The sequence below is a fragment of the Flavobacterium sp. genome, from assembly GCF_023151265.1.
Classification (GTDB): domain Bacteria; phylum Bacteroidota; class Bacteroidia; order Flavobacteriales; family Flavobacteriaceae; genus Flavobacterium.
Map to the genome: position 1 here is coordinate 1 of NZ_JAKLJH010000013.1, position 26976 is coordinate 26976.

Sequence of the window (26976 nt, forward strand, 5' to 3'; positions counted from 1 at the left end):
AGACTATCTAAAGTTGTTTCTCTAAAAAAGCCACCTACACCATCTTTACCTACGCTAATTCCAAATGCACGATTTCTTAAGATGTCTGGAAATGAAACTTTTATATCAGTTTTTGCTAACTCCCATCTAAAAATAGAATCATTATTGTTATAATAAATATTACTATCCGCTAAGGGTTTGTTTGGAATTGTAACTTCATAAGATTTTCCTTTTTTGATTTTCAATTGTTTACCTTCTTCTTTGAAATTGATGTAAAACATTCCAGAAGATTCTAATAATTCGTCCTTAATAGTAACAGTTGATAAACCATTTAAAATCATATCTTCTTTGGAATAAAACTCTTTTAATTCAAAAGTGATTTTTCCATTAGTATAATTTTCAAACAAATCTTTAGTAATCCAAATTTTAGTGCCTTCTTTCCCTGAAATTAAGGTGTCGTTTTTAAGAACAAACTCAAAAGTTTGCAATTTATCCGTTTTTAATTGAGAAGAAATTGCAATTAAATTTTCTTCAATTGGTAAAGAAGTTTTTTCTTTTTGGCAAGAAAATATTGTAATGGATAATAGAAGGATGTAAAATGATTTCATAAAGTTAGTTTTGAAAGAAAAATCAACTTTCATGCCAAAAAAGAGATTCCTTCTGAATGACAAAGTTGTGGATAACTGAACACTGTTACTGCCAACTGACCACTTAAGAATTACCCCTTCAAAAACTCATTAATCTTTTTCCTATCACCAGCAATCCATAAAATATCATCAGATTCTAAAATCCAATGCGATTCTGGGTTTAGAATACGTTTTCCGTTGCGTTCGATGCCTACGATGATGCCGTGTGTTTTTTCTCTAATTTGCGATTCTCGGATGCTTTTTCCAATGCAAACACGGTTTTTTAGCTCCAATTGTTGTAAAATGATGTCTTCTTTAATGAAAGCTTCTGGTTCGTCGATTTCGTGTTTGTCTAAGAAGTTTTTGAATAATTTTACTTGTTCATCGGTTCCAATTACGTTGATTTCGTCACCGGGAAATAGGCGTTCAGTTCTAATAGGAATATTAATCGTTACATCACCACGTTTAATCGCCGCAATATTGATTCCGAATTGCTCTCTAATTTTCAATTCTTCCAAAGTTTTTCCTGCTAAATTCGATTCTTTGGCAATAACAAAATCGGCCATGTGACCATCCCAAGGTGAAAGCACATTTTGACGTTTGTTGACTTGTTTTGCAATTTCTCGGTCGTTGAAATTTCTTAGGAAATGACCTTCAATTTTGTTATAAAAAGCATGCAATCGTTTCGGGAATAAAATGTACGACACAATTCCAATAACTAATGCAATAATGGCGATTACAGGAGAGAAAAACTCATTCAATACAAATCCCATATAGAAAAGTGAAAGTGCAATTCTAAAGAAGACTAATACGATAATCGGTCCTTGATATTTTCTCACTTGCATTAATTCTTGCACTTGTTCTACTGCGACTCTTCTTAGCGATAAAGCCCATAAAAATGGTGATAAAATTACAACTGTTATTAAAGCAGCAATGGCATTTCCAAAACGCGAATCTTCAACCAAAGGCAGAATATATTTCGACGAAAGTAAAATAATCGCCACAATAATAATCGAGTGAATTATTACTTGAGTTAAGTAGGCTTTCAATACAATTTGCCAAGTACTAACCGATTTGATAGCTTCGGTATTGGCGCTGTATCGTTCGATTTTTTTTACCCAACGTCTTGGTAATTTTTTCTCTAAATAAGACGAAAATGGTGTTGAAAATTTCACCATAAACGGAGTCGTAAAGGTGGTTATAGCCGAAACGGCTACGACAATTGGATATAAGAAATCACTAGTTACATTTAACGTCATTCCTAATGTAGCGATGATGAATGAAAACTCGCCAATTTGCGATAAACTCATACCAGTTTGTATGGATTGTTTCAACGGTTGTCCCGAAAATAAAGCGCCAATGGTTGCACTTAACGATTGTCCTAAGATAACAACCAACGTTAAGATGGCAACGGGAAATCCGTATTTCATTAACATTTCAGGATCTATTAACATTCCGACCGAAACGAAGAAAACCGCACCGAATAAATCTTTTACGGGTTTTACCAAATGTTCAATGTGTTCTGCTTGTGTGGTTTCGGCAATAATAGAACCCATGATAAAAGCTCCAAGAGCAGGAGAGAAGCCAACATTTGCAGCAAATAAAACCATCAATAAGCATAACGCTAATGAAACAATTAGCAACATTTCATCAGTTAAAAGGTGTTTGGCTTTTTTTAGTAAAGTTGGTATAAAGAAAATTCCCGCTACAAACCAAATGGTTAAAAAGAAAACCAATTTTAAAACGGATTGCAATAATTCGGTCCCTGAAAATTGTTGACTAACAGCAACGGTTGACAATAAAACCATCATTAAAATGGCTAAAATATCTTGAACAATTAACGCTCCAATTACATTTCCGGCGAATTTTTGTGTTTTTACACCTAATTCGTCAAAGGTTTTTAAAATTATGGTTGTGGAAGATATGGATAAAATAACGCCTAAAAACAGACTATTCATTTTTCCCCAATCCATCAATTGTCCTACGAAATAACCTAAGGCTACCATTGAAATGATTTGAGTTAAAGCGGTTATGGAAGCTGTTCCGCCGACTTTCATTAGTTTTTTGAAACTAAATTCGAGTCCTAAACTGAATAAGAGAAATATTACACCAATTTCTGCCCAAACCGTTACGCTATTCATGTCTTTAACCGTTGGAAAAAAACCGAATTTATTTCCTGCTAAAAACCCTGCAACTAAATATCCTAAAACTAAAGGTTGTTTTAAGATTCTAAAAATTAATACTGCAATGGCTGCAGTGACTAAAATTAGTCCTAAATCACTAATTAAATTGGGTAAATGAACAGTAGAGGCAGTTAGAAATATTGGCATAAATTTGAATTTTTACTAAAATAGTGAAAAGCGTTGGTTTTTCAAAATTTCAATTCTTTATGCATTTAAATTTATTATTTTTTTAACGAATTTAGTTCTTGAAGGGTATAAAATTTCATTTGGTTTGAAACCACAAATTGACAAATCATTTCTAATGTTTTCAGATCTACTTCATACTCATTTGTAGCTTTGTCAACAGGTTTGTGTCCGTAAAAAACGACTATTTTATTGTGCTTTTTAGCGTAATTTAAAACTTTAGTTAAGTAGTTTAAACTAAAATGCTCGTAATTACTGTCGATTCCAATTCCGTTTGCAAGTCGAGTTCCGTTATAGAAATTAGCGTTGTCAGCTACTTTTTTGCCGCCTTTTGCTGTTCCTCTAATGATATCGAAGTGTTTTTGTAATTCGTAGTCTAACGTTTGTGTTTTGGCTCCAAAAGGATAAGCAAACGATTTAATTTCAATTCCTTCTTTTTTAAATGCTTCAATTAATGGAAAAATTTCAACTATTAAGTATTGCTGTTTGTTGTTTTTCTTGGTGAATTCTTTTGCATTGAGATGACGAAATCCGTGACCCGCAATTTCGTGTCCTTTATTTTGAAGTGCTTTTAAATTTGAGATATCTGAAGTTGTAAGCTTTTCAAAATTACTCACACAAAAAGTCGCTTTCCAATTGTATTTTGTGAGTTTTGTATCTGCTTCTTTCCATTCGTTTACGAAATAATCATCAAACGTAATGACTACGCCTGCTCTAGAATTTGAGGAAATGGTTTTAGAAGACGAACATGAATAAAAGAAAAAACCTATCAGCAAACTAATGGAAATTAATTTTATACTGATAGATTTTGGCATGTTTAAATGATATAAAATACAGTGTCGATAAAAAACAAAAAACCATTTTGAGTTAATACATTTTCATCATGTAAATCTTCTAAAATAATTCCATAGTTTCTATTGATATAATCATTATTTCTTGAGTTTTCAAATCCATTACTCAACATAAATTGCTTTACCAATTCTAAATCTGTTTTTTCAGTTGCTTTTACAAATGGCTGTTCTACAACTGCATATAAAACATTTTCACTCTTATAAAATCCTAAAAGTTCATAAGCCGTATCAAAAAAGAAATAATTATTTAGCAATAAATTATTTAGGTAATCAATCCATGAAGTGTAATATATGGAATCGTTTAGTTTGAGAACACTTTTGTCATTTTTTAAATATACTTTCTGTTCTGCACCTTGAGAAATGTAATTTTCAAGATTAATGTTTTCGACCCAAAATTTATTTTGTTCAATAAATTCAATTAAACTCTTTGTTTCTTTTTCTTTGAAGTACTTATCTTCTTTAACCAAATTACTTGTTGCTTCGCTTCTTCTAAGGAAACTAATGACTGTTTGGATAAAATCTCCATGCTTAACTTGGCTCTTTCCTGAAAGGATATGTTGTATTTCATCGTTCACAAGTTTAGATTAAAATGATAATCAAAGATAAAGAAATTTTTGAAATTAAATCCCCAAATAGTTACTCGGTGTAATTTGCATTAACTCCTCTCTAACATCTTCTGAAACGTTTAATGTTCCGATGAAATTGTGAATCGCTTCTTTGTTAATTACAGTATTCGTTCTGGTTAAGTCTTTTAATGCTTCGTATGGATTTGGATAACCTTCACGACGTAAAATTGTTTGAATGGCTTCAGCAACCACCGCCCAGTTTTTCTCTAAATCTTCTGCGAATTTGTCTTCGTTCAATAACAATTTATTTAATCCTTTTAAAGTAGCTTCAAAAGCGATTAACGTGTGTCCCATTGGTACGCCGATATTACGTAAAACCGTACTGTCAGTCAAATCGCGTTGTAATCTTGAAAGTGGTAATTTTGCTGATAAATGTTCGAAAATCGCATTCGCAATTCCTAAATTTCCTTCTGAATTTTCAAAATCAATTGGATTTACTTTATGTGGCATAGCCGAAGAACCAATTTCGCCCGCTTTGATTTTTTGTTTGAAATAATCCATTGAAACATACGTCCAAATATCTCTATCTAAATCAATTAGAATCGTATTGATACGTTTTAACGCATCGAAAAAGGCTGCAAAATGGTCGTAATGCTCAATTTGTGTTGTTGGGAACGAATGGTGTAATCCTAAACTATTTTCCACGAAATCTGTCCCGAATTTTTTCCAATCCGTGTTTGGATAAGCTACTTTGTGAGCGTTGTAATTTCCAGTTGCGCCACCAAATTTAGCTGCAAAAGGGACATTGAATAACAAACGCATTTGCTCTTCTAAACGTTCTACGAACACTAAAATTTCTTTTCCTAAACGGGTAGGAGAAGCCGGTTGACCGTGAGTTCTAGCCAACATTGGAACGTCTTTCCATTCCATTGCTAATTCTTTTAATTTTGCAATTACACTTACTAAACTTGGCAAATAAACGTTTTCAAATGCTTCTTTAGTTGAAAGTGGAATAGCGGTATTGTTGATATCTTGAGAAGTCAATCCGAAATGGATAAACTCTTTAAATTCTTGTAATCCTAAACCGTCGAATTTCGATTTGATGAAATATTCTACCGCTTTAACATCGTGATTCGTTGTTTTTTCGGTTTCTTTAATCCAAAGAGCATCTTCGGTAGAAAAGTTTTTGTAAATGTCTCTTAAAGAATCGTAAATTGATTTGTCAATTTTTGCTAATTGAGGTAAATCAGCTTCGCGCAAAGCAATAAAATATTCAACCTCTACCAGTACGCGGTATTTAATTAAGGCTTCTTCAGAAAAATAAGGAGATAATGAAATAGTTTTGCTTCTATAACGACCATCAATTGGCGAAATAGCGTTTAATTCTGTTAATTGCATTTTGTTGTGTGTTGTTTAAAGAAGTGCAAATATAATAAGAAGTTAGAAGTTAGAAGTTAGAAGTCAGAAGTTTTTTGGATAGAATTTACCAATTCTTCTTTTACAATTTTCATTCCTTCAACGGCGGTTAGCGGTATAACTTTCAATTCGTTTGGTAAATCATAAATGGTGGCTGGATTTGGATCGATGTAATAAACTGGAACATTTTGGTCTACATAATTCATTAATCCAGCAGCTGGATAGACTTGTAATGAAGTTCCGATAATAATTAAAATGTCAGCGGTTTCTACAATATCGATAGCATGTTCAATCATGGGAACGTCTTCGCCAAACCAAACAATATGTGGTCGCAATTGATTGCCTTCTAAATCGAAATCGCCTAGATTTAAATCGTGCTTCCAATCGATTACGAAGTTCTCGTTTGAAATGCTTCGCACTTTTAATAATTCGCCATGTAGATGAATTACTTTGTTGCTACCAGCTCTTTCGTGTAAATCGTCAACGTTTTGGGTTATGATGTGAATGTCGAAATGTGCTTCTAATTCGGCTAGAATTTCGTGTGCTTTGTTGGGTATAACTGTTAAAAGTTGCGCCCTTCTTTTGTTGTAAAAGTCCAATACTAATTCGGCATTTTTCTTCCAACCAATTGGCGAAGCTACTTCCATGATATCGTGGCCTTCCCACAAGCCATCCGCATCTCGGAATGTTTTGATTCCACTTTCGGCACTAATTCCAGCACCTGTTAGTACTACAATTTTTTTCATTTTTCTTTTGCAATTTTAAAAAACAAATGCGCCATAAAGACGCATTTGAATATTATACTTTTCCTAAGGTATAGAGTTGTTCCATTGTTGGTCCGGCACTTCCGCCAGCTGGTTCTAATGTAATTCCAAAGGCTTGTGCTTCATTTGCGTTTTCTACTTTAATTACTTTTGTAGTACTTGTAGCATACGAATCAAGCAATCCAATACTTGTAGGTGTTAAAACAGGTTCTAATTTTAACGCCCAAACTTGGTACACCATTCCTTCTGGAGGAGTTGGTAAACCAGAAGCATCGATATATACTTCTTTTGTGTTTTTGTTGTAATAAGCTTTTGCATAAGCATTTGGAGCTACTTGTTGTCCTGCTAAAGCTACGGCAATATTACTCGTATCTCTTAAAATAGCTAAAACTTCTTCAGATTCTTTCTTCTTTAATTCTAAATCCACAACCGATTCTTGTAATAAGTCTTTCTGATTAGAAACTTTATTTAAGGTTTCATTAGTTTGATTTAATTTATAAAATTGAAGTCCGAAACCAACCACTAATACTGCTGCAGCAACCCAACCCGTATATTGTGACCAATTTGAACGTGGTTTCATGGTCACTACTTTGCTTCTTCCTAGTAATTCGGCTCTGATTTTTTCGAAATTCGTTGCCGATAAATGAGGTGCTACACTGTGTGATAAATTAATGACTGCAGCTTCAATAGCCTTAATTTCCTCTCTCACTTCAGGATATTGTGCTGCCATTTGATTGACTTCCGCAATTTCTTCATCGGAAAGTTTTCCAAATACATACAGTTCTAAAATACCTGATTCTATATATTCTCTACTATTCATTGATCATTAGTCTTAATTCATTCATACAATTTCTGTTCTGCGTTTTTACGGTTCCTAAAGGAATCTCTAATTCATCAGATGCTTCTTGTTGGGTATACCCTTTAAAAAACAACAAATCAATTAGTTGGATGCACTTTGGCTTCAGTTTTTTGATAAACTCTTTAATTCCAATCGCATCTATTTTGTTGATGGTCTTCGAGTTATCGTCAAGTATATGTACGAAATTATCGGTAGATAAGTTTTTCTGATTGTTGTTAAAGTTTTTAGAACGTAATTTATCGATAGAAGTATTACGGGCAATGTTTAACATCCAAGTGTAAAGTCGACCTTTAGAGGTGTTGTACGTATCAATATTTTTCCAAATTTTAACAAAAACTTCCTGAAGCACATCTTCTGCTTCTTCTTTGTCTTTAATTAAATTGAAAATAATTCCGTACAAACTCTTCGAATAATTATCATAGAGTAGCGTAAATGACCTATCGTCTTTTTTAAGTAATAGGGGCAAAAGTTCTTCTTGTGTCATGCAATTTTCTTTTTTTTGTCTAAAATAATAAAAAAAGTAGTATTATTTTTGCGATATGGAGAAATTTAATCAAGAGTTGTTAACATATTTAGAAGGTTTTCTAACTGAAAATAGAAAAGAAGGCTTTTTACGAGTGTTGAAAAACAGAACCAAACATTTCACTATTGCAATGGAAGATGTGTATCAATTACATAATACTAGCGCAGTAATGCGTAGTTGTGAAGTTTTTGGAATACAAGAATTGAATGTTATTGAACAAAAATTTGGTAAGCGAATTGATACTGAAATTGCGATGGGTGCTCAAAAATGGGTAGATGTGAATCGTTTTAATACCGTTCAAAGTTGTATTGATGAGATGAAAGCTAAAGGATATCAAATTATTGCTACAACTCCTCATAATGATTCTTGTATGTTGCACGAATTTGATATTTCTAAACCTTCAGCTTTGTTTTTTGGAACAGAGCGAAACGGATTATCGGAAGAAGTAATTCAGCAAGCGGATGGTTTTTTGAAAATTCCGATGGTGGGTTATACCGAAAGTTTGAATATTTCGGTTTCTGCTGCGATTATTATTCAAGATGTGACAAATCGTTTGCGTCAATCGGAGATTAATTGGCAATTATCGGAAGAAGAAGTTTTAGAAAAACGTTTAGATTGGACTCGAAAATCGATAAAAGATATTGAGTTTATTGAAAAGAAGTTTCATGAAATGAATTCAAGTTACTAGTTTATTCTTCGAGATGCATATCTTTCAACGATAGTTTTAAAGTTATGAATCCGATTATTCCAGCAATTAAAGAAGAAAGTAAGATTATAAATTTAGAATTATTAATGATGGTTTCATCTTCAAAAGCTAAAAGTGTAATAAAAATAGACATCGTGAAACCAATTCCAGCTAAGAAACCAACACCAAGAATGGATTTCCAGTTGATTTCATTAGGAAGTTGACACAATTTTAGTTTAATCGCTAAAAATAGAATAGCAATTATTCCTAATGGTTTTCCAATAATAAGTCCTAAAGCAATACCAATGCTATAATTTTGTGTTATAATGCTATTAAAATCAGAACCAATTATAATTGCAGTATTAGCTAATGCAAAAATTGGCATAATGAGAAAGGCAACAGGTTTGTGTAAAAAGTGTTGTAAAATATAGGATGGTGATTTTTCTTCACCATCTCCAAAAGGAATCGCAAAAGCTAATAAAACTCCAGTAATTGTTGCATGTACTCCAGAATGTAACATAAAATACCACATTATAATTCCTCCAATAAGGTAAGGAATAAGAGAATGTACTTTTAATCGATTTAAGACTAATAAAAAAGCAAAAATCCCTAAAGCAATTAGTAAGTTGGCCAATAATAATGTTTTGGTATAAAAAACGGCAATTATAATGATTGCACCAAGGTCGTCAATTACCGCTAAAGCGGTTAAAAATATTTTTAGTGAAGTAGGTACACGATTTCCTAATAATGATAAAATTCCCAATGCAAACGCAATATCTGTTGCCATTGGAATTCCGGCTCCTGATTGTGTACTAGTTCCAAAATTAAAAAGCAAAAAGATAGTTGCAGGAACAATCATTCCGCCTACAGCTCCAAAAACAGGAAGTAAAGCGTCTTTTATATGTGATAACTCGCCTTTGTATATTTCTCTTTCTAATTCTAAACCAATTAGTAAAAAGAAAATTGTCATTAATCCATCGTTAATCCAGTGTTCAATACTATGACCTGCAAATTGGGTTTCCCACAAATGAATGTAGGAATTTCCGAAGTTTGAATTGGCTATAAACAAGGAAGTCAGGGTAAAGGCAATTAAGACTAGTCCGCCTGATTTTTCGCTTTCAAAAAAGTCTTTGTATAATTGAGTTGCTTTCATTCTATTTTTATTAAGCGTTACTGTTTTTAAGCAACTGAATTGTCAAATAGTGAAGAGTAATTTGAAATTATTTATTCTTCTTTAAGATTTTATAATCTTCATAGCACGCACTAATGGCATCCATGATTTGTAAGTCGTTTGCAGTTTGAATAAAATATTCTGAATAGTTACAATTTTGAAGAATTAAAGGAATGTCTTCTTTATTAATTTCTAATAATGCTGCGAGTGTTTCTCTATCAAATTTAGTGGCTAAAAGATTTCTAACAGTGTCATCCTTTTTCATTTCTTTCAGCTTTTTCATTTCTTTTGGACGTTTGCCAAAGATGTTATACAAGAAATCAGCTGGATTTGAAATAGAACCCAATACTTTTGCAATGGCTCCAGGTCTGTAAGTTCCAGCTTCGTAACCGGCTTTTAGTCCAGAAATACTATAGCGATAAGAATCATCGGCAACAGGAATTAATTTGGTATCAACATCAACATAGCCTGTTAAATTGTATTTAGCAACTACAACTTCGTCTAAAACATACGTTTTTTCGCTAAGATAAATTTTAGTTGGGTTTTGTTTAATCCAGTCGTTAGTTACTTTTACTTTTACATTTTCATAACCCACATAAGTAAATAATAAGGTGTCATTTACTTTAGCTTCAATTTCAAATGTTCCGCTAGGAGTGGTTACGGTTCCTTTTACGCGTGAAGCGTTAATAACGTGAACGTTAGCCATTGGAAGTTTAGTATCGTTATGAATTACGGTACCTTTTATATTCTTTACCAGAGAATCTGTTTGTGAAAAACAGATATTAGAAATTAATGCAAAAAGAAAAACTACAAAATATCTCATCCTTTAAATTATTGATTCAAAAATACGAATCAAAAGGTGATATTTTGTAGTTTTCTATAAAATTATAAGAAAATTAACGAAAATCGTTAGCTTCTTCTTGGTCTTCTTGGTCTTGATGAATCTCCAGCGCTTTCAGCACGTCTTGGAGCTCTGTCAGAAAATCCGCCTTCTCTTCTTGGAGCCGAACTGCTTCTTTCATTACTTCTTTCTCCTCTGAAACCACCATCTCTTCCGCCTTCTCTTCTTGGAGCCGAACCTCTATCGCTTCTGAAACCTCCGTCTCTTCCACCTTCTCTTCTTGGAGCCGAACCGCTTCTTTCGCCTCTAAATCCGCCTTCACGTCTTCCGCCACCAGAATTTCTTCCGTTGTGATCGCGTCTTCCGCCACCGTCGTTTTTAGAAATTTCAACGTTGATTCTACGACCGTTCATGTCATATCCGTTAAGAACAGACATTACTTTGTCAGTATGCTCGCCATCGGTATTAAAGAAAGAGAAACCTTCTTTAACGTCTACTTTAAATACGTCATCTCTGCCTAAATCTAAAGTTTCTTTGATGAAATCTTTTAATTGCATCCAATCGAAATCGTCTCTTGCACCAATGTTGATGAAATAACGAACTGGATCACCCGCTCTAATTTCTCTTGGTTCAGAACTTCTTTCTCTATCACTTCCTCTTTCGCCTGTTAAATCACGTTTTGATTTGTAATAGTTGATGAATCTATTAAATTCAACAGAAACCATTTTCTTAATTAACTCTTCTTTAGATAAACCATCTAAAACTTCATTAATTGCAGGTAAATAGGTGTCAATATCATGATCAACTTCTGTGTCTTTAATTTTGTTTGCTAAGTGTAATAACTGAATTTCGCAGATTTCAATTCCAGAAGGGATTGTTTTTTCTTGGAATTTTTGTTGGATAATACGCTCGATAGAATGAATTTTTCTCAATTCACTTTTCGTAACGATTACAATTGAAGTTCCTAATTTCCCTGCTCTACCAGTTCTTCCCGAACGGTGGTTGTAGGTTTCAATTTCGTCTGGTAATTGATAATTTACTACGTGAGTTACATTATCAACGTCAATTCCACGAGCTGCAACGTCAGTAGCAACCAACATTTGAATTTGACGACCACGGAATGATTTCATTACGCCATCACGTTGTGCTTGCGATAAATCTCCATGTAAAGCCGCAGCATTGTAACCATCTTCGATTAATTTTTCAGCAACTGCTTGTGTATCACGTTTTGTTCTACAAAAAACTACTGAGAAAATGTCTGGATTAGCATCAGCTAAACGTTTTAAAGCTTCGTAACGGTCTCTTGCGTTTACTACGTAATACTCGTGAGAAACGGTAGCCGAACCTGAATTTTTGTGTCCAACCGTAATTTCTTCTGGGCTCGACATGAATTGTTTTGCAATACGAGCTACTTCAGCAGGCATTGTTGCAGAGAATAACCAAGTGTTTTTCTCGTCTGGTGTGTCCGATAAAATGGAACAAATGTCTTCGTAGAATCCCATGTTTAACATCTCATCTGCCTCATCTAAGATACAAAAATCGATGTTTTTAATGTTTACAAGACCTCTGTTAATCATGTCTTGCATTCTACCTGGTGTAGCCACAATAATTTGTGCACCACGTTTAACTTCTCTAGCTTGTTCTGTAATGCTTGCACCACCATAAACAGCCACAGTATGTAACCCCTTTATGTACTTTGAGTATAATTTAATCTCGTTGGTGATTTGTAAGCATAATTCACGTGTTGGCGATAAAATTAAGGCTTGAGTATTTTTGTTCTCAGCATCAATTTTTTGAATTAGCGGGAAACCAAAAGCTGCGGTTTTCCCTGTACCTGTTTGCGCTAGGGCAACTAAATCTGTGTTTTGTTCCAATAGTACTGGAATCGCTTTTTCTTGCACTTCTGACGGATTCTCAAATCCTAGATCTTTAATCGCCAGCAGTAGCGACTCATTCAATCCTAATTGTTCAAATTTATTCATAAAATATTTTAAATTGGGTGCAAAGGTACGCTTTATAAATCAGATTAACTAATTTGTTACTTATTGATTTTCAATTTGTTATGATTTTAATGTTTTTCACAGATTTTATAAAAAATGTTTTATAGTTAATTTCGGGATAGAAAAATTGCAAAATGAAGTACTTTTGTAAGAAATGATATAAGATGTTTGAACTGTTAGATATTATCGGAACATTAGTGTTTGCTATTTCGGGAGCTTTGACTGCAATTTATAAGAAGCTGGACTTATTTGGCGTGTATTGTATTACATTTGTTACTGCTTTAGGAGGTGGAACAGTTCGCGATGTTATGATAGGAAGAACGCCAGTAGGATGGATGTTAGATATTGATTATGTATTTATTATTACGATTGGATTTTTTCTTTCAATTATTTTTAATTGCTATTTAGAGCGTTTAAGAATCTCCATGTTTTTATTTGACACGATTGGATTAGGGGTTTTTACCTTAATTGGTTTAGAAAAAGGTTTGGAATTTGGACTAAGCCCAGTTATTTGTGTAATCTTAGGAACAATTACAGCTACTTTTGGAGGTGTTATTCGCGATATTTTGTGTAATGAAATTCCAGTTTTGTTTCGAAAAGAAATTTATGCAACGCTTTGTATTGCTGGCGGAATTCTATTTTTTCTTTTGCAAGAATTACAAATACAAAGTGATATTATTTCGCTAATAGTTGCAGTTTTTATTATTTCTTTGCGATTAATTGCTTTTAAATACAATTGGAGTTTACCTATAGGCTCTGTTTTTGCAAGAAAAGAATAAGTTCTTTTACCGCAATTCCTCTATGACTAATGGTTGATTTTTCTTCCATGGTTAGTTCAGCAAAGGTTTTTTCATATTCTTCAGCGACAAAAATAGGGTCGTAACCAAAACCGTTGGTTCCAATTTTTTTATCTATGATTTTTCCGTTGATGATTCCGGTAAATAGGTTTTGTTTTCCGTTAAGGTTTAAAGCTATAACTGTTTTGAAATTTGCTTTTCTATTCGGTTTGTCGCTTAATTCCGATAAAAGTTTATCCATATTATCATTCGCATCTTTTTGTTCGCCTGCATATCGAGCGGAATAAACTCCTGGAGCGCCATTTAAAGCATCCACTTCTAAACCGGTGTCATCTGCAAAGCAATCGTAACCATATTTCTCGGTAACGTAATTGGCTTTTAAAATGGCATTTCCTTCAATCGTATCAGCTGTTTCTGGAATATCTTCGGTGCAACCAATATCTTCTAAACTTACAATTTGAATAGTGTTTGGAACTAAAGCCTGAATTTCCTGAATTTTATTTTTGTTATTGGAAGCAAATACGAGTTTCATAAAAAATGATTTAAAAAAACAAAGATACGAAATGTATAAAAAGCAAAAAGTCGAGGTGGAGCCCCCGACTTTTAAGGTGAACGTGTAACCACATTTCTGTGTCGTTCGGTGCAAATGTAAGTCCATTTCTGCAATAAACAAGTTTTTTTTGAATTTAATTTAAAAAGTTAATCAGAATCATTCAATAAAAACTTTTTTCTTTTTACTTTTGCTCCGTTTTTAACACCTATTATATCATGGTAAAAGATTTATTCGAAAGAATTCAAAACAATAAAGGTCCATTAGGAAAATGGGCTTCTCAAGCAGAAGGATATTTTGTATTCCCTAAATTAGAAGGAGAATTAGGTCCGAGAATGCAATTTCAAGGAAAAAATATTTTAAACTGGAGTTTGAATGACTATTTAGGATTAGCAAATCATCCAGAAGTACGTAAAGCAGATACTGAAGCAGCAATGCAATTTGGTGCGGCTTACCCAATGGGTGCTCGTATGATGAGTGGTCATACAAAATATCACGAACAATTAGAACAAGAATTAGCTGCTTTTGTAATGAAAGAATCAGCTTATTTGTTAAACTTTGGTTACCAAGGAATGGTGTCTATTATTGACGCTTTGGTTACTAAAAACGATATTATTGTATACGATGTAGATTCGCATGCTTGTATTATTGATGGTGTACGTTTACACATGGGAAAACGTTTCACATACAAGCACAACGACCTTGAAAGTATGGAGAAAAACCTTCAGAGAGCTACTAAAATGGCTGAAGAAACTGGTGGAGGAATTTTATTCATTACAGAAGGGGTTTTCGGAATGCGAGGACAGCAAGGTAAATTGAAAGAAATTGTTGCCTTGAAAGAAAAATACAATTTCCGTTTGTTAGTTGACGATGCACATGGTTTTGGAACACTTGGTAAAACAGGTGCTGGAGCAGGAGAAGAGCAAGGTTGTCAAGATGGAATTGATGTTTATTTTTCAACTTTTGCAAAATCAATGGCAAATATTGGTGCATTCGTTGCTGCCGATAAAGATGTTATCGATTATTTAAAATACAACTTACGTTCGCAAATGTTTGCAAAAGCGTTACCAATGATTCAAACTATTGGGTCGTTAAAACGTTTAGAGTTATTGCGTAATTCATCTGAAATTAAAGATAAATTATGGGTAAACGTAAACGCATTACAAAACGGATTAAAAGAAAAAGGATTTAATATTGGAGATACAAATACTTGTATTACTCCAGTTTACCTTGAAGGTTCTATTCCGGAAGCAATGATTATGGTAAACGATTTACGTGAAAACTACGGAATTTTCCTTTCAATTGTAGTGTATCCTGTAATTCCAAAAGGTATTATTTTATTGAGAATGATTCCTACGGCTTCTCACACAATCGAAGATATTAATGAAACTTTAACTGCTTTTGAAGCAATTCGCGAAAAATTAGTAAACGGAACGTATGCTAAAATTGCAGCTTCAACAGTTGAAAATGTAGAGTAACATTTATTAAAACTATAAAAAAAGGGATTCAATTTGAATCCCTTTTTTGTTATAACTCTTTTTTATACGTTCTTCTTCGTTTATTGATTTTCGAATTAAAATGCTTCCATAAATTATGAATGGCATGATTTTCTTCTAATTCGGGAGTTCTAATGCAAGTTTCAATTCCTTTTGCTTGACACACTTTGTAATATTCATCAAAAACAATAGCAGTAACTCCTTTACTTTGATATTCGGGTGTTATTCCAATTAAATAAAAAACCACTTCTTTTGAATGTTTTCGTGCTTGTAGTAAATGATAAAATCCGAAAGGAAATAACTTACCATTCGCTTTTTTAAGTGCTTGTGCAAAACCAGGCATTACTATCGCAAAAGCAATCATGTTATCGTTTTTATCCAAAATAAATTTAATGTATTCAGGATTAATAAATCCGATGTATTTCTTTTTGAAATATTCTTTTTGGATATCGTTAATTGGAACAAAGGATTGTAATCTCGCATAGGTTTCGTTAAACAAATCAAACATTTTATCCACATAAGGCATAATGTCTTTTGTTTTTGTGAAATTCAAGCTACGCAATTCGTATCGTTTTTTGATAAGTTCACTGGCTTTTTGAAACGGTTCAGGATTGATACCATTAAAAGAGAAATCACTTTCAATGTATTCTTTTTCTTTAATAAAGCCAAGTTGTTCAAAATGAGTGATATAATAAGGTAAGCTGTACCAAGTGATCATATTTCCCATTTGGTCAAAACCTTCACTTAAAATACCAACTTTGTCCAAATTAGAAAATCCCATTGGACCTTCCATGTGATCCATGTTGTGTTTACGTCCTAATTCTTCTACTTTATTTAAAAGCGCTTTGGTAACTTCAATATCATCAATAGCATCAAACCATCCAAAACGAGCTTTTCTTTTTCCTAAAAGGTTAACTTCTTCCCAATTTATGATTGCGGCAATTTTACCTACAATTTTATTGTTTTTATAAGCCAAATAAAAATGAGCTTCTGCAGTTTGAAGTGCAGGATTCTTAGTTTTGTCAAAAGTTTCTAATTCCTCAGCTATAATTGGCGGAATCCAATAAGGGTTGTTTTTATACAATTCGAAAGAAAACATCACGTAATCTTTCATTTCTTTTTTAGTAAGGGCTTCTTTAATTGTTATCATTTTATTCTACTGCATCTTTTCTTTTCTTCGCTTCTTTTTCGCCTTTTTTCTTCATTTTTTTGTCCATTTTGGTTTCTGTTCCAGGTTTTGCAATTTGAACTTCTTGATATTGATCAGCAAAACGCCATGAGAAACCAATTCCGGCATTCAACAATCCAGGCGTGTCTTTTATGTTTTTTCCTATTGAAGCATCCACTTGCATGTGTTTATCAAACAAAAAGGCAGCTCCAATTCTAAAAACGCCATCGCTATAATAATCACCCATATAACCTTGGTTTTCTATAAATCCAGACCATTGTGCATTAAAACCTCTTGTTAGTGTTAAAATATAGTTGATAGAAGCAAAGTCAGTTCCAATTTTATCATACGTTAAGTTGGTTACTAAAACCCATCTTCCTCCAAAATGATTTTGAGCAATTGCAGTTACTTTTGGACTAAAACTTGGTTCTTCAATAGTAGCAGGAGCATAATTAAAAGGTGTTTCTCCTACAGCAAAGTTAGCTCCCGCATACATAGCAAAAGCAGGAATAAATTGTCTCCATTTGAATTTTTTATTCGCTTTCCAACTGTATAAATTTGGCTTTTCTTCGTAATTTTTAAATGGGTCATAAATCAAATACTTAGCTCCTAAAGTCAGTTGTTTAAAGCCACTTCTTTTTTCTTCGAAAGCACCCGAAGTCAATTTGTCATTTTGATACTGAATTTCAGCGATAACTTCTAATTCTTCTTTCCAAACACCATATCTAAGTGCTAATTCTCCCATAAAGCCTTTTGCTTCATATCCTAACAAATTATGATCTTCAGAAACATAAGTTACACCTGCTTCGGTTTGAATGATTTTCTTACCAACAGCAAATGCCATCATCGATTTTCCTGGACGATTAGAGTTGATTTCATCGGTAAATTGCCCAAATGAAATTTGTGATGTAATTCCGAAGATTAAAATAAAAAGTGCTTGAATTGATTTCATAGAAAAAGATTTATTTCCAAAAATAGTTATTTTATCATAATTTTAAGAAACAAATTTGAAGTTTTACCAACCAATATCTGTATTTTTGAATTTTAAAATTTATTAGCATGGAAATGGCTTCGCTTACAGGAACTATAAAGGTTATTTTTTATATCATTCTGTTTTATTATTTGTTTAAGTTTTTAATGCGAATTTTTGCTCCTATTTTAATGCAAAAAGCAGTGAATAAGATGCAAGAAAAAATGCAAGAACAGTACAGACAACAACAAGAACAATACAATAACACTACTCAATCGACAAATACAGCTCCAAAACCAAAAAAAGAAGTAGGAGAATACATCGATTATGAAGAAGTAAAATAAATCTTTGTTTATCAACATTACCTTAAAGGATATTATTACAATATCCTTTTTTTAGTTACTTTAGCACCTTTATTTATAGCAAAAACATGAAGAACTTAAAAGCATTCTATCCGCATTTATTAGTCGTTGTTGGATTTATCTTAGTATCACTATTTTATTTTTATCCCGTTTTAAAAGGAGAAAAAATTTTCCAATCCGATATCGTACAATATACCGGAATGGCAAAAGAACAAATTGATTTTAGAAAAGATACTGGAGAAGAACCTTTCTGGACCAACAGCGCTTTTGGAGGAATGCCAACATATCAGTTAGGTGCAAAATATCCAAATGATGTTATTGGTATGTTGGATGATGCTTTGCGCTTTTTACCAAGACCTGCAGATTATTTATTTCTTTATTTTTTAGGTTTTTATGTTTTGTTGATAGTGTTGAAAGTTGACCCATTGAAAGCCTTTTTCGGAGCTTTAGCCTTTGGACTGTCAACGTATTTAATTATTATTTTAGGAGTTGGACACAATGCTAAAGCACACGCCATCGCTTACATGCCAATGGTTGTTGCGGGAGTTTTATTGGTTTTTCAACGAAAATATATTATTGGAGGTTTGCTTACCATGATAGCAGCTGCATTAGAAATTAATGCGAATCACTTCCAAATGACGTATTATTTATTGCTTTTATTGGCAATAATTGCTGTTTATTATATTGTAATTGCAATTAAAAATAAAGAATTCAAAGAATTAGGAAAGATATTTGGCGTTTTTGCCATTGCAGGAATTTTAGCTATAGGAACTAATGCAACGAATTTGATGGCAACGTCAGAATATGCTAAGTTTTCAACACGAAATAATAGTGAATTAACTTTCAATCCTGATGGTTCTCCAAAGACTGATAGCAATGCAATGTCTTATGAATATATCACCGAATACAGCTACGGAGTTGCAGAAAGTTTAAATTTAATTGCTCCAGGACTTTTTGGAGGTTCTAACAATGAAAATTTAGGTATTGAATCGGAAACCTATCAAAATTTTGTTGCACAAGGCTATCCAGCTGATCAAGTGCAAGGATTTGTAGAACACGCACCAGCGTATTGGGGAGCACAGCCTATTGTTGCGGCACCAGCATACATAGGAGTAGTGGTGTTTTTCTTATTTGTAATGGTCTTTTTTGTTGAAAAACGAAATATCAAATATTTATTCTTATCTGGAGCAATATTTTCATTATTGCTTTCTTGGGGTAAGAATTTCAGTATTTTGACTGATTTCTTTATCAATTATGTTCCGTTATATGACAAATTTAGAGCGGTTTCTTCTATTCAAGTAATTTTAGAATTGTGTGTGCCTGCTTTAGCCATATTAGGATTATATCAATTCTTTAAACAAGATGATGAAAAAGCTAAATGGAATGCACTTTGGAAGTCTGGAGCGATTACTTTCGGACTTTTAGTGGTTTTATTTTTAATAAAAGGAACTTTTAATTTCTCTTCGGCTAACGATGCTATGTACGCACAAGCCTATGGAGATGAATTCATCCGAACTCTAAAATTAGATCGTGAAGCACTTTACACTTCTGATGTGTTACGTTCGATGTTGTTTGTGGGATTAACATTTGTGGTTCTATTCCTTTTCGTGAAAAACCTGATGAAAGAAACTACAGCGATTATTATAGTTGGAGTTTTAATGGTTTTCGACTTGTTTATGGTTGATAAACGCTATGTATGCAATAATCCAGACCAATTCAAAAGCGCAAGAGAAGTAGATATGCCTTTTGAACCTACGGAAGCCGACCAAAGAATTTTAGCTGATACGACACATTTCCGAGTTTTTGAAGTAGAAGGCGGAATGAGTAGTGCAAGAACATCGTTTTTCCACAAATCAATCGGTGGTTATCATGCCGCGAAACCAAGAAGAATGCAACAATTATTTGATTACCAAATCGCTAAAAATAACGTTCGTGTATTAAATATGTTAAACGTAAAATACGTTATTCAATCCGATGAAAACGGACAAAAATTAGCTTTAGCCAATCCAGCTGCAAATGGAAATGCTTGGTTTGTTGAAGAAATTAAGCTAGTAAAATCTGCAAACGAAGAAATGAAAGCGTTGGATACTTTGGATACAAAAAGAGTGGCTATTTTTAGAACTATTGATGCCACAAAATATTTAAAAGCACCTGCACTTCCTATTTCAAATTTAGAATATGAAAAAGATTCTATTTCATCAATAAATTTAGTTTCCTACAAACCAAATCATTTAAAATATGTTTCAAATAATAGTAATGAAGGCTTCGCAGTTTTCTCTGAAATGTATTATCAAAACGGTTGGAAAGCTACAATTGATGGAAAAGACGCTGAAATTTTAAATGTAAACTACGTTTTAAGAGGTTTACAAATCCCAGCAGGAAAACACACTATAGAATTCAAATTTGAACCAGAGGTTGTGAAAACGGGTAGCACTATTGCATTAATGAGTTCAATCGGAATGCTTTTATTAATTGGAGCTGGAGTTTATTTTGAGAGAAAGAAAAAGATTCAAGATTAACGATTTTTGATTTTTGAACTTGAATATTTTGTAAATTTGAAAGAATATTTGTCAAAAAAATGAAGGCAAAATTGAATCACGATAAACCCGAAAAGTTAGAAGCTAAACGAATAGCTGAAATAAAATCGCTCTCTTATGTAGAACGATTAGAGCGATTGATGGCTATTATTGAGCTTTCTTATACTTTAAAAAATGCTCCTAAAATATATTCCCTTAAGAAATGATTGCACAAATTTTAAATATTTGGAAATCTTTTCAAAAACATAATGTAAAGTACATCACTATTGGTGGTTTTGCTGTCAATATTTACGGTTATAACAGAAGTACGGGAGATTTAGATATTTTGATTGAGGATTCCATTGAAAATAGAAAAAATCTTAGAAAAGCATTTGTAGATATTGGTATTGGAGATTTTGAATCTATTGAAACCATGCAATTTATTCCAGGCTGGACCGATTTTACATTAGATTTTGGGCTTCGTTTAGATGTTATGACTTCTATAAAGGGTTTGGAGGATAAATCATTTGATTCTCTTTTGTCTGATGCTACAATTGTAATGATAGGCGACATTCCTGTTAATTTTATTGATTATAAAAATCTAGTCATTGCAAAAAAAGCAACTAACAGACTCAAGGACCAACTAGATTTAGAAGAGCTAGGAAAATTAAATGATAACATTGAACCTTAACTGAATTTTGAAAACCAAAAAAATACTCATTATATCGTATTACTGGCCACCGGCAGGAGGTCCAGGCGTGCAACGTTGGTTGAAATTCGTCAAATATTTACCTGATTTTAATATTGAACCTCACGTTTATATTCCCGAAAATCCAACCTATCCGTTGATTGATGAGAAATTATTGAGTGAAGTTTCAGACAAAGCCGTTATCATCAAACAACCAATTTTTGAACCTTACGGATTGGCTTCGGTTTTTTCGAAAAATAAGACCAAAAAAATTAGTTCCGGAATCATTCCAAATCAAAAAAAGCAATCATTTGTAGAAAAAGCAATGCTTTGGATTCGTGGCAACGTTTTTATTCCAGATGCGAGAGTTTTTTGGGTAAAACCTTCAGTTAAATTCTTGAAACAATATCTTCAAGAAAATCAAATTGATACGATAATTACAACGGGTCCGCCTCATAGTTTGCATTTGATTGGTTTGCAATTGAAAAAAGAGCTCAACATTACTTGGTTGGCGGATTTTCGTGATCCTTGGACAACTATTGGCTATCACAAACAATTAAAATTGAGTTCGTGGGCAGCCAAAAAACATAAGAATTTGGAAAAGGAAGTTATGAACACTTGTGACCGCCTTTTAGTTACTTCTCCTACAACCAAAACTGAATTTGAAGCGATTACAGCAAAACCAATCGAAGTGATTACAAATGGTTATGATGTGGAAAAAGTGATCAAAAAACCATTGGACGAAAAATTCACTTTGGCGCACATTGGTTCGTTTTTATCAGCAAGAAATCCGAGAATTTTATGGAAAGCGTTGAAAGAACTAACCAAAGAAAATCCCGAATTCAAAAATCATTTCCAATTAAAATTGATAGGAGCGGTGAGTGCAGAGGTACTTCAAGCGATTAAAGAATTTAAGTTGGAAAAATATGTGAATCATTTAGGCTATTTGCCACACGATGAAGCCATTATTGAACAACGAAGTTCACAGGTTTTGTTACTTATCGAAATCGATTCAGAGGAAACCAAATGCATTATTCCAGGAAAATTATTCGAATATATGGTTTCAGAGCGACCAATAATCGCCATCGGTCCTGAAAATGCTGATTTTGCTCAAATTATAAAAGAAACAAATACAGGAACTTTTTTCAAATATGACGAATTAGAAGCTTTAAAAGAGCAAATTCTGACTTGTTTCGAACAGTTTCAGCAAAATAATTTAAAAGTATATCCGGTTGGTTTACAACAATACAGCAGAAAATCATTGACTGAGAAATTAGCCAAACTTCTAACTTCAAAAATCTAAAATCGTTAATCTTCAATCTTAAATCAAATGGGAATTGTCATCAAACAATCGATTAAAAACACCATCATTACCTACATTGGTTTTGGAATTGGTGCGATTAATACGTTGTTTATGTACGGACAATTTTTGGGCGATACCTTTTATGGTTTGGTTGGGTTTATTTTGTCGGCTGCTAATATTATGATGCCTTTAATGGCGTTTGGAGTTCATAATACTTTGGTAAAATTCTACAACGAATACGAAACCGAAGAGAAAAAATCACAATTTCTAACCTTTGTTTTGGTGTTGCCTTTACTGATAATTCTTCCTGTAAGTTTGATAGGTTATTTTGGTTATCATCAAATAGCGGAATTATTATCGCAGAAAAACCCAATTGTTTACGATTACGTTTGGCAAATTCCTGTAATCGGGCTTTGTATGGGATATTTTGAGATTTTTTATGCTTGGGTAAAAGTACATTTGCAATCGGTTTACGGCAGTTTTGTGAAAGAAGTTTTGCTTCGTATTTTAATTTCAATCTTCTTATTTGCTGTTTATTTTGATTTTATTTCGCCGCAACAATTTGTTTTTGCCTTGATGGGAATTTACTTTTTATCGCTTTTAACAATGCTTTTTTATGCAATGAAAGTGAAATTACCTCATTTTAAACTAGTTTTTCCAGATAATTACAAAGCAATTTTAACTTATTGTTTTTTTATCATCTTATCAGGAAGTGTGGCAAATATGCTGTTAGATGTCGATAAATTCATGCTTAATTTTTACATCAATATCGATAATATTGCTTTTTATTCAGTTGCTATTTTCATTGCGACAGTAATTGCAGTGCCAAGTCGTGCGATGCATCAAATTACGTATCCTATTACGGCTAAATTAATGAGCGAAAACAAGCACGACGAACTCAATGAATTGTATAAAAAGTCTTCGATTACGCTACAAGTCATTGGTGGTTTGATTTTAGTTGGGATTTTGGTCAATATAAATGAATTATACAGTGTTTTACCGGCAGGTTATAACGAAGGAATTGCTGTGGTTTTCTTAATCGGAATTTCTAAGTATTTTGATTTGGTTTTAGGAAACAATAATGCGATTATTTTCAACTCAAAATACTATCAAGCGGTTTTGTTTTTAGGATTGTTTCTTGTTTTTCTTACGGTTTCACTAAATATGATATTCATTCCGCTTTATGGCTTGAATGGGGCTGCCATTGCAACGTTAATTTCGATTACGTTATACAGTTTAGCTAAATTACTTTTCGTAGTGCTTAAAATGGAGTTATTTCCGTTTACAAAGAATACTATTGTGGCTCTGGTCTTAGCAATGGTGAGTTTTGGGGTGTTTTATTACTGGGATTTCGGTTTTCATCCTTTTATAAATATAATCTTGAAATCCATTTTAGTAACTATTTTCTATTTAGGATTGAGTTATTATTTGAAGATTTCTTCGGATATTAATTTTGTAATGCACTCTATTTTCAAGAGAATTCTGAAGAAGTAATAAAGATTTTTTTTAATTTTTTCAATCTGTGTTCCAAATAAAGATTTTTAAAATTTTAAAACAAAAAATCCTGCTTCATCTTCCCAGAATCCGCAGGATTTAAAAACAAACTTAACCAACCAATTTTTATTTTCTCTTAACTTCTAAAGCTTCTCTTTTGATTTCTTTTACGTCATCATCAGACATTTTTGCTTTAGAACCGTCTTTTCTGTAGTAGTAATAGTCATCGTCATTGTAGTCGTCTCCATAATCATCTCCGTAACCATAACCACCATTTCCACCTGAATAATGAGTTCCAGGGTTGTAGAAGTATCCACCGTTAGCGTGGTTGATAAAACCATATACATCTACAATTCGTCCTCTTCTGTCGTAAACAATTCGCATGTTACCTACTTTAGTTACAGCAAAACTGTTATAGCTCATATAAATAGTTCCAATACGTTTTACTCTTCCAAAAGCGTCGTAGTTTATGTAAACATTTCCTACGCGTCTTACTCTACCAAAGTTATCGTGCTCTACACGGATTCCTCTTTCTGAAGTTCCGTAGTAAATACCTCTCGGAGCACCACTTGTTCCATTAACTCTTGGTCTAACCGCTGGTCTTGTGTTGAAGTCAAATTCTCCATTTGGAAACAACATAAATTCAATACCGCGTTCTTTGAAGATAATTGGTTCTGCATCTCTATAATCGATGTAATAACCTCTTCTGTTTGTGTTGTCAGAAAAAACAGGATTTTCTGACGCTAAAGCCATGTTCCCTACCAGAAGGATACTGGCTACTACTAAAAGTGTAATTTTTTTCATGATACAACAATTTAAAAGTTGGGCAACTTTATTTTAAAACTCGTTTCTAAAACTTGTTGCTTGTTTAGGTATTTCCAATTGCTGTGCCAAACTCAAAAAAAGTGTTGTGAACGATTTGTTAATGAGTTGTTATTAATTTTATTTGGGCACCAATTTTAAACTTTTTGAGAAGTGTTTTTTATTAAAAATAAGATTGGTTTTTTTTGTTGACTTTTAAAAGACTACATTTGAAAATTGTATTTTAAAGAAAAAATTATGAAGCAATTTTTATACATCTTGATGTTCGCGGCAGTTGGAATTTTTGCCATGATTGAACAATCAAAACCAGCTCCAAATCGATTTATTATGATAGGAGCAATGGCTGTTTTTATGTTTGGATTATTTAGATTGATGAAGAAAATTCCATCTAAAAATGATGGAGAAAACGAAGAAAAAAATGACACAGAAATTTGAAATAGGAGATAAGGTCGCAGTTTTAGACGACGACATTTCTGGAGTAGTAATTAAGGTTCAAAACAATGAAATTTCGGTGGAAACTACCGATAATTTTGTGATGACATTTTTTGTCAACGAGTTGGTTAAAATAAACAATTCCAATGAGTTAAGTGGTTTTTTCTCTACTCAAAGTTTAGGTTCTGTTTTAAAAGATAAAGAAGAGCCAAAAAAGCGTAGTTTTGTCAAAGAAAAGCGTTCTCGTAAGGATGAATTTGTCTTAGAAGTTGATTTGCATATCGAAAAATTAGTGCCTTCAAAACGCGGAATGAGCAACTACGATATTCTCACTTTGCAAATGGAAACCGCAAAACGTCAACTCGATTTTGCGATCAAAAATCGAATGCCAAAAGTGGTGTTTATTCATGGTGTTGGCGAAGGTGTTTTGAAAGCCGAATTGGATTTTATGTTGGGACGTTATGACACCATTTCGTTCCAAGATGCGAACTATCAAAAATATGGTTTGGGAGCAACCGAAGTTTATATTAAACAAAATGTGAAGTAAGATTTTGGATGATAATTTCACTCCCATTTCACTTCAAGAAATAAAAAAAGACTATTCAAATTTGAATAGTCCTTTTTTATTTTTTTAAATTTTAAATTAATTCGTTTCGTAATTTCCAAAATTATATTCCGTAAAACTAAACGAATTGGAACTTCCAGAAAAGTTTACATTAACGAATTTGATATTATGAGTAAGACCTATTTGTGTTACACCATCAGTAGCAAATAATTTATCTGTAATAATTTCAATTGTTCCGCCAGTAGCATTCCATTCGTCTTGAACAGTTGGACTTGCCGGTGGAATTAAATCGCAAATACTATCATCTGTTACTGTTCCAGAATAAATTCTGTATATAATTTGATTAGTTGAATTTACATCAATTATTTCAGGACTACCATCGGGAGTTTCATCAGTTGGAAAACTCGATTCTGGAATATTGAGTAACAACATTTCATTTCCATTGATTTTGAAAATCAAATTATTATCTGTGCATTCTTGAATGTTAACCGTATCAAAATTAAAAGATTCTAACGTAATATCCCCGTCATCGCAGGCTTGTAGCATAAAAACTGAGGCTACTAAAACTATAAGTTTTTTCATGTATTCAACTAATTTGTGCAACAAAAATAAAGGTTTTAATTTATTAATTTGCTAAAGTTTGTTAATTTCAACACGAATTGATTTTAAGATTTCTAAAATAAAATGATTTGTATCTTTGCCGTATGAGAAAAGTGTATTTAGATAACGCCGCAACTACGCCTATTCATCCAGAAGTTATAACTGCGATGATGAACGTACTTCAAAACGATTTTGGAAACCCATCTTCTACTCATAGTTTTGGTCGAAGTGCTAAGACTTTATTGGAATCATCGCGTAAATCCATTGCGAAATTACTAAATGCACAAGCTTCTGAAATTATCTTCACGTCAAGTGCTACAGAAGCAACCAATTGGATTCTAACTAGCGCCGTTAAGGATTTAGGAATTAAACGCATTATCACGACTAAAATCGAGCATCATGCAACGTTGCATACAGTCGAACATCTAGCAAAGGAATTTGGAATTCAAGTTGAATATGTTACGATTTTACCCAACGGAAACATCGATTATCATGATTTAGCGGCTAAATTACCTTCTGATGTTCCAACATTAGTATCATTAATACACGTAAATAACGAAATAGGA

General features: G+C 32.9%; 28 protein-coding genes. 12 read left to right on the forward strand and 16 right to left on the reverse strand.

The window, feature by feature from the left end; genetic code table 11:
* From L6Q46_RS02345 to L6Q46_RS02380, 8 genes are all read right to left on the reverse strand, one after another.
* Positions 1-587: hypothetical protein (locus tag L6Q46_RS02345; protein ID WP_291282939.1), on the reverse strand; the 587-nt coding region annotated here is incomplete at its 3' end.
* A gap of 110 nt (positions 588-697) precedes the next feature.
* Positions 698-2935: a cation:proton antiporter gene (locus L6Q46_RS02350; RefSeq protein ID WP_291282940.1), complete on the reverse strand. Its 2238-nt coding sequence runs from the start codon at positions 2933-2935 to the stop codon at positions 698-700.
* Positions 2936-3009: 74 nt separating this feature from the next.
* On the reverse strand, positions 3010-3786 hold the full coding sequence (locus L6Q46_RS02355; RefSeq protein WP_291282941.1) for a polysaccharide deacetylase family protein: 777 nt from the start codon (positions 3784-3786) through the stop codon (positions 3010-3012).
* A 2-nt stretch (positions 3787-3788) separates the two neighbouring features.
* The gene (locus L6Q46_RS02360; RefSeq protein WP_291282942.1) at positions 3789-4397 is read right to left on the reverse strand and encodes a hypothetical protein; all 609 of its coding nucleotides are present in this window, start codon (positions 4395-4397) and stop codon (positions 3789-3791) included.
* 45 nt (positions 4398-4442) lie between these two features.
* Positions 4443-5786, reverse strand: coding sequence for an adenylosuccinate lyase (purB, locus tag L6Q46_RS02365; protein WP_291282943.1), 1344 nt, complete (start codon positions 5784-5786; stop codon positions 4443-4445).
* Between the two features lie 56 nt (positions 5787-5842).
* Positions 5843-6550, reverse strand: coding sequence for an NAD-dependent deacylase (locus tag L6Q46_RS02370; RefSeq protein WP_291282944.1), 708 nt, complete (start codon positions 6548-6550; stop codon positions 5843-5845).
* 52 nt (positions 6551-6602) lie between these two features.
* Positions 6603-7388 carry an anti-sigma factor gene (locus L6Q46_RS02375; protein ID WP_291282945.1) on the reverse strand — a complete coding sequence of 262 codons (786 nt, stop codon included), beginning with the start codon at positions 7386-7388 and terminating at the stop codon, positions 6603-6605.
* Positions 7381-7911 (reverse strand): sigma-70 family RNA polymerase sigma factor, encoded by a 531-nt coding sequence (locus L6Q46_RS02380; RefSeq protein WP_231834856.1) that lies wholly within the window; start codon positions 7909-7911, stop codon positions 7381-7383. Before L6Q46_RS02380 ends, L6Q46_RS02375 begins: the two co-directional genes overlap by 8 nt.
* Before the next feature lie 55 nt (positions 7912-7966).
* On the opposite strand from L6Q46_RS02380, the gene L6Q46_RS02385 reads away from it, so the two are divergent.
* Positions 7967-8638, forward strand: coding sequence for an RNA methyltransferase (locus L6Q46_RS02385; RefSeq protein WP_291282946.1), 672 nt, complete (start codon positions 7967-7969; stop codon positions 8636-8638).
* A 1-nt stretch (position 8639) separates the two neighbouring features.
* On the opposite strand, the gene nhaA is transcribed toward L6Q46_RS02385, so the two are convergent.
* From nhaA to L6Q46_RS02400, 3 genes are all read right to left on the reverse strand, one after another.
* Positions 8640-9788: a Na+/H+ antiporter NhaA gene (nhaA, locus tag L6Q46_RS02390; protein ID WP_291282947.1), complete on the reverse strand. Its 1149-nt coding sequence runs from the start codon at positions 9786-9788 to the stop codon at positions 8640-8642.
* Between the two features lie 67 nt (positions 9789-9855).
* Entirely contained in the window at positions 9856-10629 is a 774-nt protein-coding gene (locus tag L6Q46_RS02395; RefSeq protein WP_111567514.1) for a carboxypeptidase-like regulatory domain-containing protein, read from the reverse strand.
* 86 nt (positions 10630-10715) lie between these two features.
* Complete coding sequence (locus tag L6Q46_RS02400) at positions 10716-12629, reverse strand: DEAD/DEAH box helicase (protein WP_291282948.1); 1914 nt, start codon at positions 12627-12629, stop codon at positions 10716-10718.
* A gap of 182 nt (positions 12630-12811) precedes the next feature.
* Here L6Q46_RS02400 and L6Q46_RS02405 point away from each other — a divergent pair, with 182 nt between their 5' ends.
* Positions 12812-13426, forward strand: a complete 615-nt coding sequence (locus tag L6Q46_RS02405; protein WP_291282949.1) for a trimeric intracellular cation channel family protein — start codon at positions 12812-12814, stop codon at positions 13424-13426.
* Here L6Q46_RS02405 and L6Q46_RS02410 read toward each other — a convergent pair.
* Positions 13395-13976 carry a non-canonical purine NTP diphosphatase gene (locus L6Q46_RS02410; protein ID WP_291282950.1) on the reverse strand — a complete coding sequence of 194 codons (582 nt, stop codon included), beginning with the start codon at positions 13974-13976 and terminating at the stop codon, positions 13395-13397. The two genes, L6Q46_RS02405 and L6Q46_RS02410, sit on opposite strands and share 32 nt — an antisense overlap.
* Before the next feature lie 236 nt (positions 13977-14212).
* Between L6Q46_RS02410 and L6Q46_RS02415 the strand changes: the two genes are divergently transcribed.
* A complete protein-coding gene (locus tag L6Q46_RS02415) occupies positions 14213-15472 on the forward strand; it encodes a pyridoxal phosphate-dependent aminotransferase family protein (protein WP_111567518.1) in 1260 nt (419 codons plus the stop codon).
* A 49-nt stretch (positions 15473-15521) separates the two neighbouring features.
* Here the strand turns inward: L6Q46_RS02415 and L6Q46_RS02420 are convergent, their stop codons facing one another.
* Both L6Q46_RS02420 and L6Q46_RS02425 read right to left on the reverse strand, forming a co-directional pair.
* Entirely contained in the window at positions 15522-16640 is a 1119-nt protein-coding gene (locus L6Q46_RS02420) for a GTP cyclohydrolase (protein ID WP_291282951.1), read from the reverse strand.
* A gap of 1 nt (position 16641) precedes the next feature.
* On the reverse strand, positions 16642-17610 hold the full coding sequence (locus L6Q46_RS02425) for a transporter (RefSeq protein ID WP_291282952.1): 969 nt from the start codon (positions 17608-17610) through the stop codon (positions 16642-16644).
* 107 nt (positions 17611-17717) lie between these two features.
* Between L6Q46_RS02425 and L6Q46_RS02430 the strand changes: the two genes are divergently transcribed.
* The 6 genes from L6Q46_RS02430 to L6Q46_RS02455 all read left to right on the forward strand — a co-directional run bounded on the left by L6Q46_RS02430 (position 17718) and on the right by L6Q46_RS02455 (position 23991).
* A complete protein-coding gene (locus L6Q46_RS02430) occupies positions 17718-17972 on the forward strand; it encodes a DUF4834 domain-containing protein (RefSeq protein WP_111567521.1) in 255 nt (84 codons plus the stop codon).
* An 86-nt stretch (positions 17973-18058) separates the two neighbouring features.
* On the forward strand, positions 18059-20509 hold the full coding sequence (locus L6Q46_RS02435; RefSeq protein ID WP_291282953.1) for a YfhO family protein: 2451 nt from the start codon (positions 18059-18061) through the stop codon (positions 20507-20509).
* A gap of 59 nt (positions 20510-20568) precedes the next feature.
* Entirely contained in the window at positions 20569-20733 is a 165-nt protein-coding gene (locus tag L6Q46_RS02440; RefSeq protein ID WP_291282954.1) for a hypothetical protein, read from the forward strand.
* A complete protein-coding gene (locus L6Q46_RS02445) occupies positions 20730-21197 on the forward strand; it encodes a hypothetical protein (protein ID WP_291282955.1) in 468 nt (155 codons plus the stop codon). Before L6Q46_RS02440 ends, L6Q46_RS02445 begins: the two co-directional genes overlap by 4 nt.
* Before the next feature lie 7 nt (positions 21198-21204).
* Complete coding sequence (locus L6Q46_RS02450) at positions 21205-22497, forward strand: glycosyltransferase family 4 protein (protein ID WP_291282956.1); 1293 nt, start codon at positions 21205-21207, stop codon at positions 22495-22497.
* Between the two features lie 27 nt (positions 22498-22524).
* Positions 22525-23991, forward strand: a complete 1467-nt coding sequence (locus tag L6Q46_RS02455) for a lipopolysaccharide biosynthesis protein (protein WP_291282957.1) — start codon at positions 22525-22527, stop codon at positions 23989-23991.
* A 126-nt stretch (positions 23992-24117) separates the two neighbouring features.
* On the opposite strand, the gene L6Q46_RS02460 is transcribed toward L6Q46_RS02455, so the two are convergent.
* A complete protein-coding gene (locus L6Q46_RS02460; RefSeq protein ID WP_291282958.1) occupies positions 24118-24795 on the reverse strand; it encodes a hypothetical protein in 678 nt (225 codons plus the stop codon).
* Between the two features lie 255 nt (positions 24796-25050).
* Here L6Q46_RS02460 and L6Q46_RS02465 point away from each other — a divergent pair, with 255 nt between their 5' ends.
* Positions 25051-25248, forward strand: a complete 198-nt coding sequence (locus L6Q46_RS02465; protein WP_291282959.1) for a hypothetical protein — start codon at positions 25051-25053, stop codon at positions 25246-25248.
* Positions 25232-25792: a Smr/MutS family protein gene (locus L6Q46_RS02470; protein WP_291282960.1), complete on the forward strand. Its 561-nt coding sequence runs from the start codon at positions 25232-25234 to the stop codon at positions 25790-25792. Before L6Q46_RS02465 ends, L6Q46_RS02470 begins: the two co-directional genes overlap by 17 nt.
* 96 nt (positions 25793-25888) lie before the next feature.
* On the opposite strand, the gene L6Q46_RS02475 is transcribed toward L6Q46_RS02470, so the two are convergent.
* On the reverse strand, positions 25889-26392 hold the full coding sequence (locus tag L6Q46_RS02475) for a hypothetical protein (RefSeq protein WP_291282961.1): 504 nt from the start codon (positions 26390-26392) through the stop codon (positions 25889-25891).
* 122 nt (positions 26393-26514) lie between these two features.
* Between L6Q46_RS02475 and L6Q46_RS02480 the strand changes: the two genes are divergently transcribed.
* A partial coding sequence (locus tag L6Q46_RS02480; RefSeq protein WP_291282962.1) for an aminotransferase class V-fold PLP-dependent enzyme occupies positions 26515-26976 on the forward strand: 462 nt, incomplete at its 3' end.

Bases quoted from the DNA above. Each gene is read 5' to 3' on its own strand.
- L6Q46_RS02350 (WP_291282940.1), bottom strand. From the start codon at position 2,935: ATGCCAATATTTCTAACTGCCTCTACTGTTCATTTACCCAATTTAATT.
- L6Q46_RS02355 (WP_291282941.1), bottom strand. From the start codon at position 3,786: ATGCCAAAATCTATCAGTATAAAATTAATTTCCATTAGTTTGCTGATA.
- purB (WP_291282943.1), bottom strand. From the start codon at position 5,786: ATGCAATTAACAGAATTAAACGCTATTTCGCCAATTGATGGTCGTTAT.
- L6Q46_RS02370 (WP_291282944.1), bottom strand. From the start codon at position 6,550: ATGAAAAAAATTGTAGTACTAACAGGTGCTGGAATTAGTGCCGAAAGT.
- L6Q46_RS02375 (WP_291282945.1), bottom strand. From the start codon at position 7,388: ATGAATAGTAGAGAATATATAGAATCAGGTATTTTAGAACTGTATGTA.
- L6Q46_RS02380 (WP_231834856.1), bottom strand. From the start codon at position 7,911: ATGACACAAGAAGAACTTTTGCCCCTATTACTTAAAAAAGACGATAGG.
- L6Q46_RS02385 (WP_291282946.1), top strand. From the start codon at position 7,967: ATGGAGAAATTTAATCAAGAGTTGTTAACATATTTAGAAGGTTTTCTA.
- nhaA (WP_291282947.1), bottom strand. From the start codon at position 9,788: ATGAAAGCAACTCAATTATACAAAGACTTTTTTGAAAGCGAAAAATCA.
- L6Q46_RS02395 (WP_111567514.1), bottom strand. From the start codon at position 10,629: ATGAGATATTTTGTAGTTTTTCTTTTTGCATTAATTTCTAATATCTGT.
- L6Q46_RS02400 (WP_291282948.1), bottom strand. From the start codon at position 12,629: ATGAATAAATTTGAACAATTAGGATTGAATGAGTCGCTACTGCTGGCG.
- L6Q46_RS02405 (WP_291282949.1), top strand. From the start codon at position 12,812: ATGTTTGAACTGTTAGATATTATCGGAACATTAGTGTTTGCTATTTCG.
- L6Q46_RS02410 (WP_291282950.1), bottom strand. From the start codon at position 13,976: ATGAAACTCGTATTTGCTTCCAATAACAAAAATAAAATTCAGGAAATT.
- L6Q46_RS02415 (WP_111567518.1), top strand. From the start codon at position 14,213: ATGGTAAAAGATTTATTCGAAAGAATTCAAAACAATAAAGGTCCATTA.
- L6Q46_RS02420 (WP_291282951.1), bottom strand. From the start codon at position 16,640: ATGATAACAATTAAAGAAGCCCTTACTAAAAAAGAAATGAAAGATTAC.
- L6Q46_RS02425 (WP_291282952.1), bottom strand. From the start codon at position 17,610: ATGAAATCAATTCAAGCACTTTTTATTTTAATCTTCGGAATTACATCA.
- L6Q46_RS02430 (WP_111567521.1), top strand. From the start codon at position 17,718: ATGGAAATGGCTTCGCTTACAGGAACTATAAAGGTTATTTTTTATATC.
- L6Q46_RS02435 (WP_291282953.1), top strand. From the start codon at position 18,059: ATGAAGAACTTAAAAGCATTCTATCCGCATTTATTAGTCGTTGTTGGA.
- L6Q46_RS02440 (WP_291282954.1), top strand. From the start codon at position 20,569: ATGAAGGCAAAATTGAATCACGATAAACCCGAAAAGTTAGAAGCTAAA.
- L6Q46_RS02445 (WP_291282955.1), top strand. From the start codon at position 20,730: ATGATTGCACAAATTTTAAATATTTGGAAATCTTTTCAAAAACATAAT.
- L6Q46_RS02455 (WP_291282957.1), top strand. From the start codon at position 22,525: ATGGGAATTGTCATCAAACAATCGATTAAAAACACCATCATTACCTAC.
- L6Q46_RS02460 (WP_291282958.1), bottom strand. From the start codon at position 24,795: ATGAAAAAAATTACACTTTTAGTAGTAGCCAGTATCCTTCTGGTAGGG.
- L6Q46_RS02465 (WP_291282959.1), top strand. From the start codon at position 25,051: ATGAAGCAATTTTTATACATCTTGATGTTCGCGGCAGTTGGAATTTTT.
- L6Q46_RS02470 (WP_291282960.1), top strand. From the start codon at position 25,232: ATGACACAGAAATTTGAAATAGGAGATAAGGTCGCAGTTTTAGACGAC.
- L6Q46_RS02475 (WP_291282961.1), bottom strand. From the start codon at position 26,392: ATGAAAAAACTTATAGTTTTAGTAGCCTCAGTTTTTATGCTACAAGCC.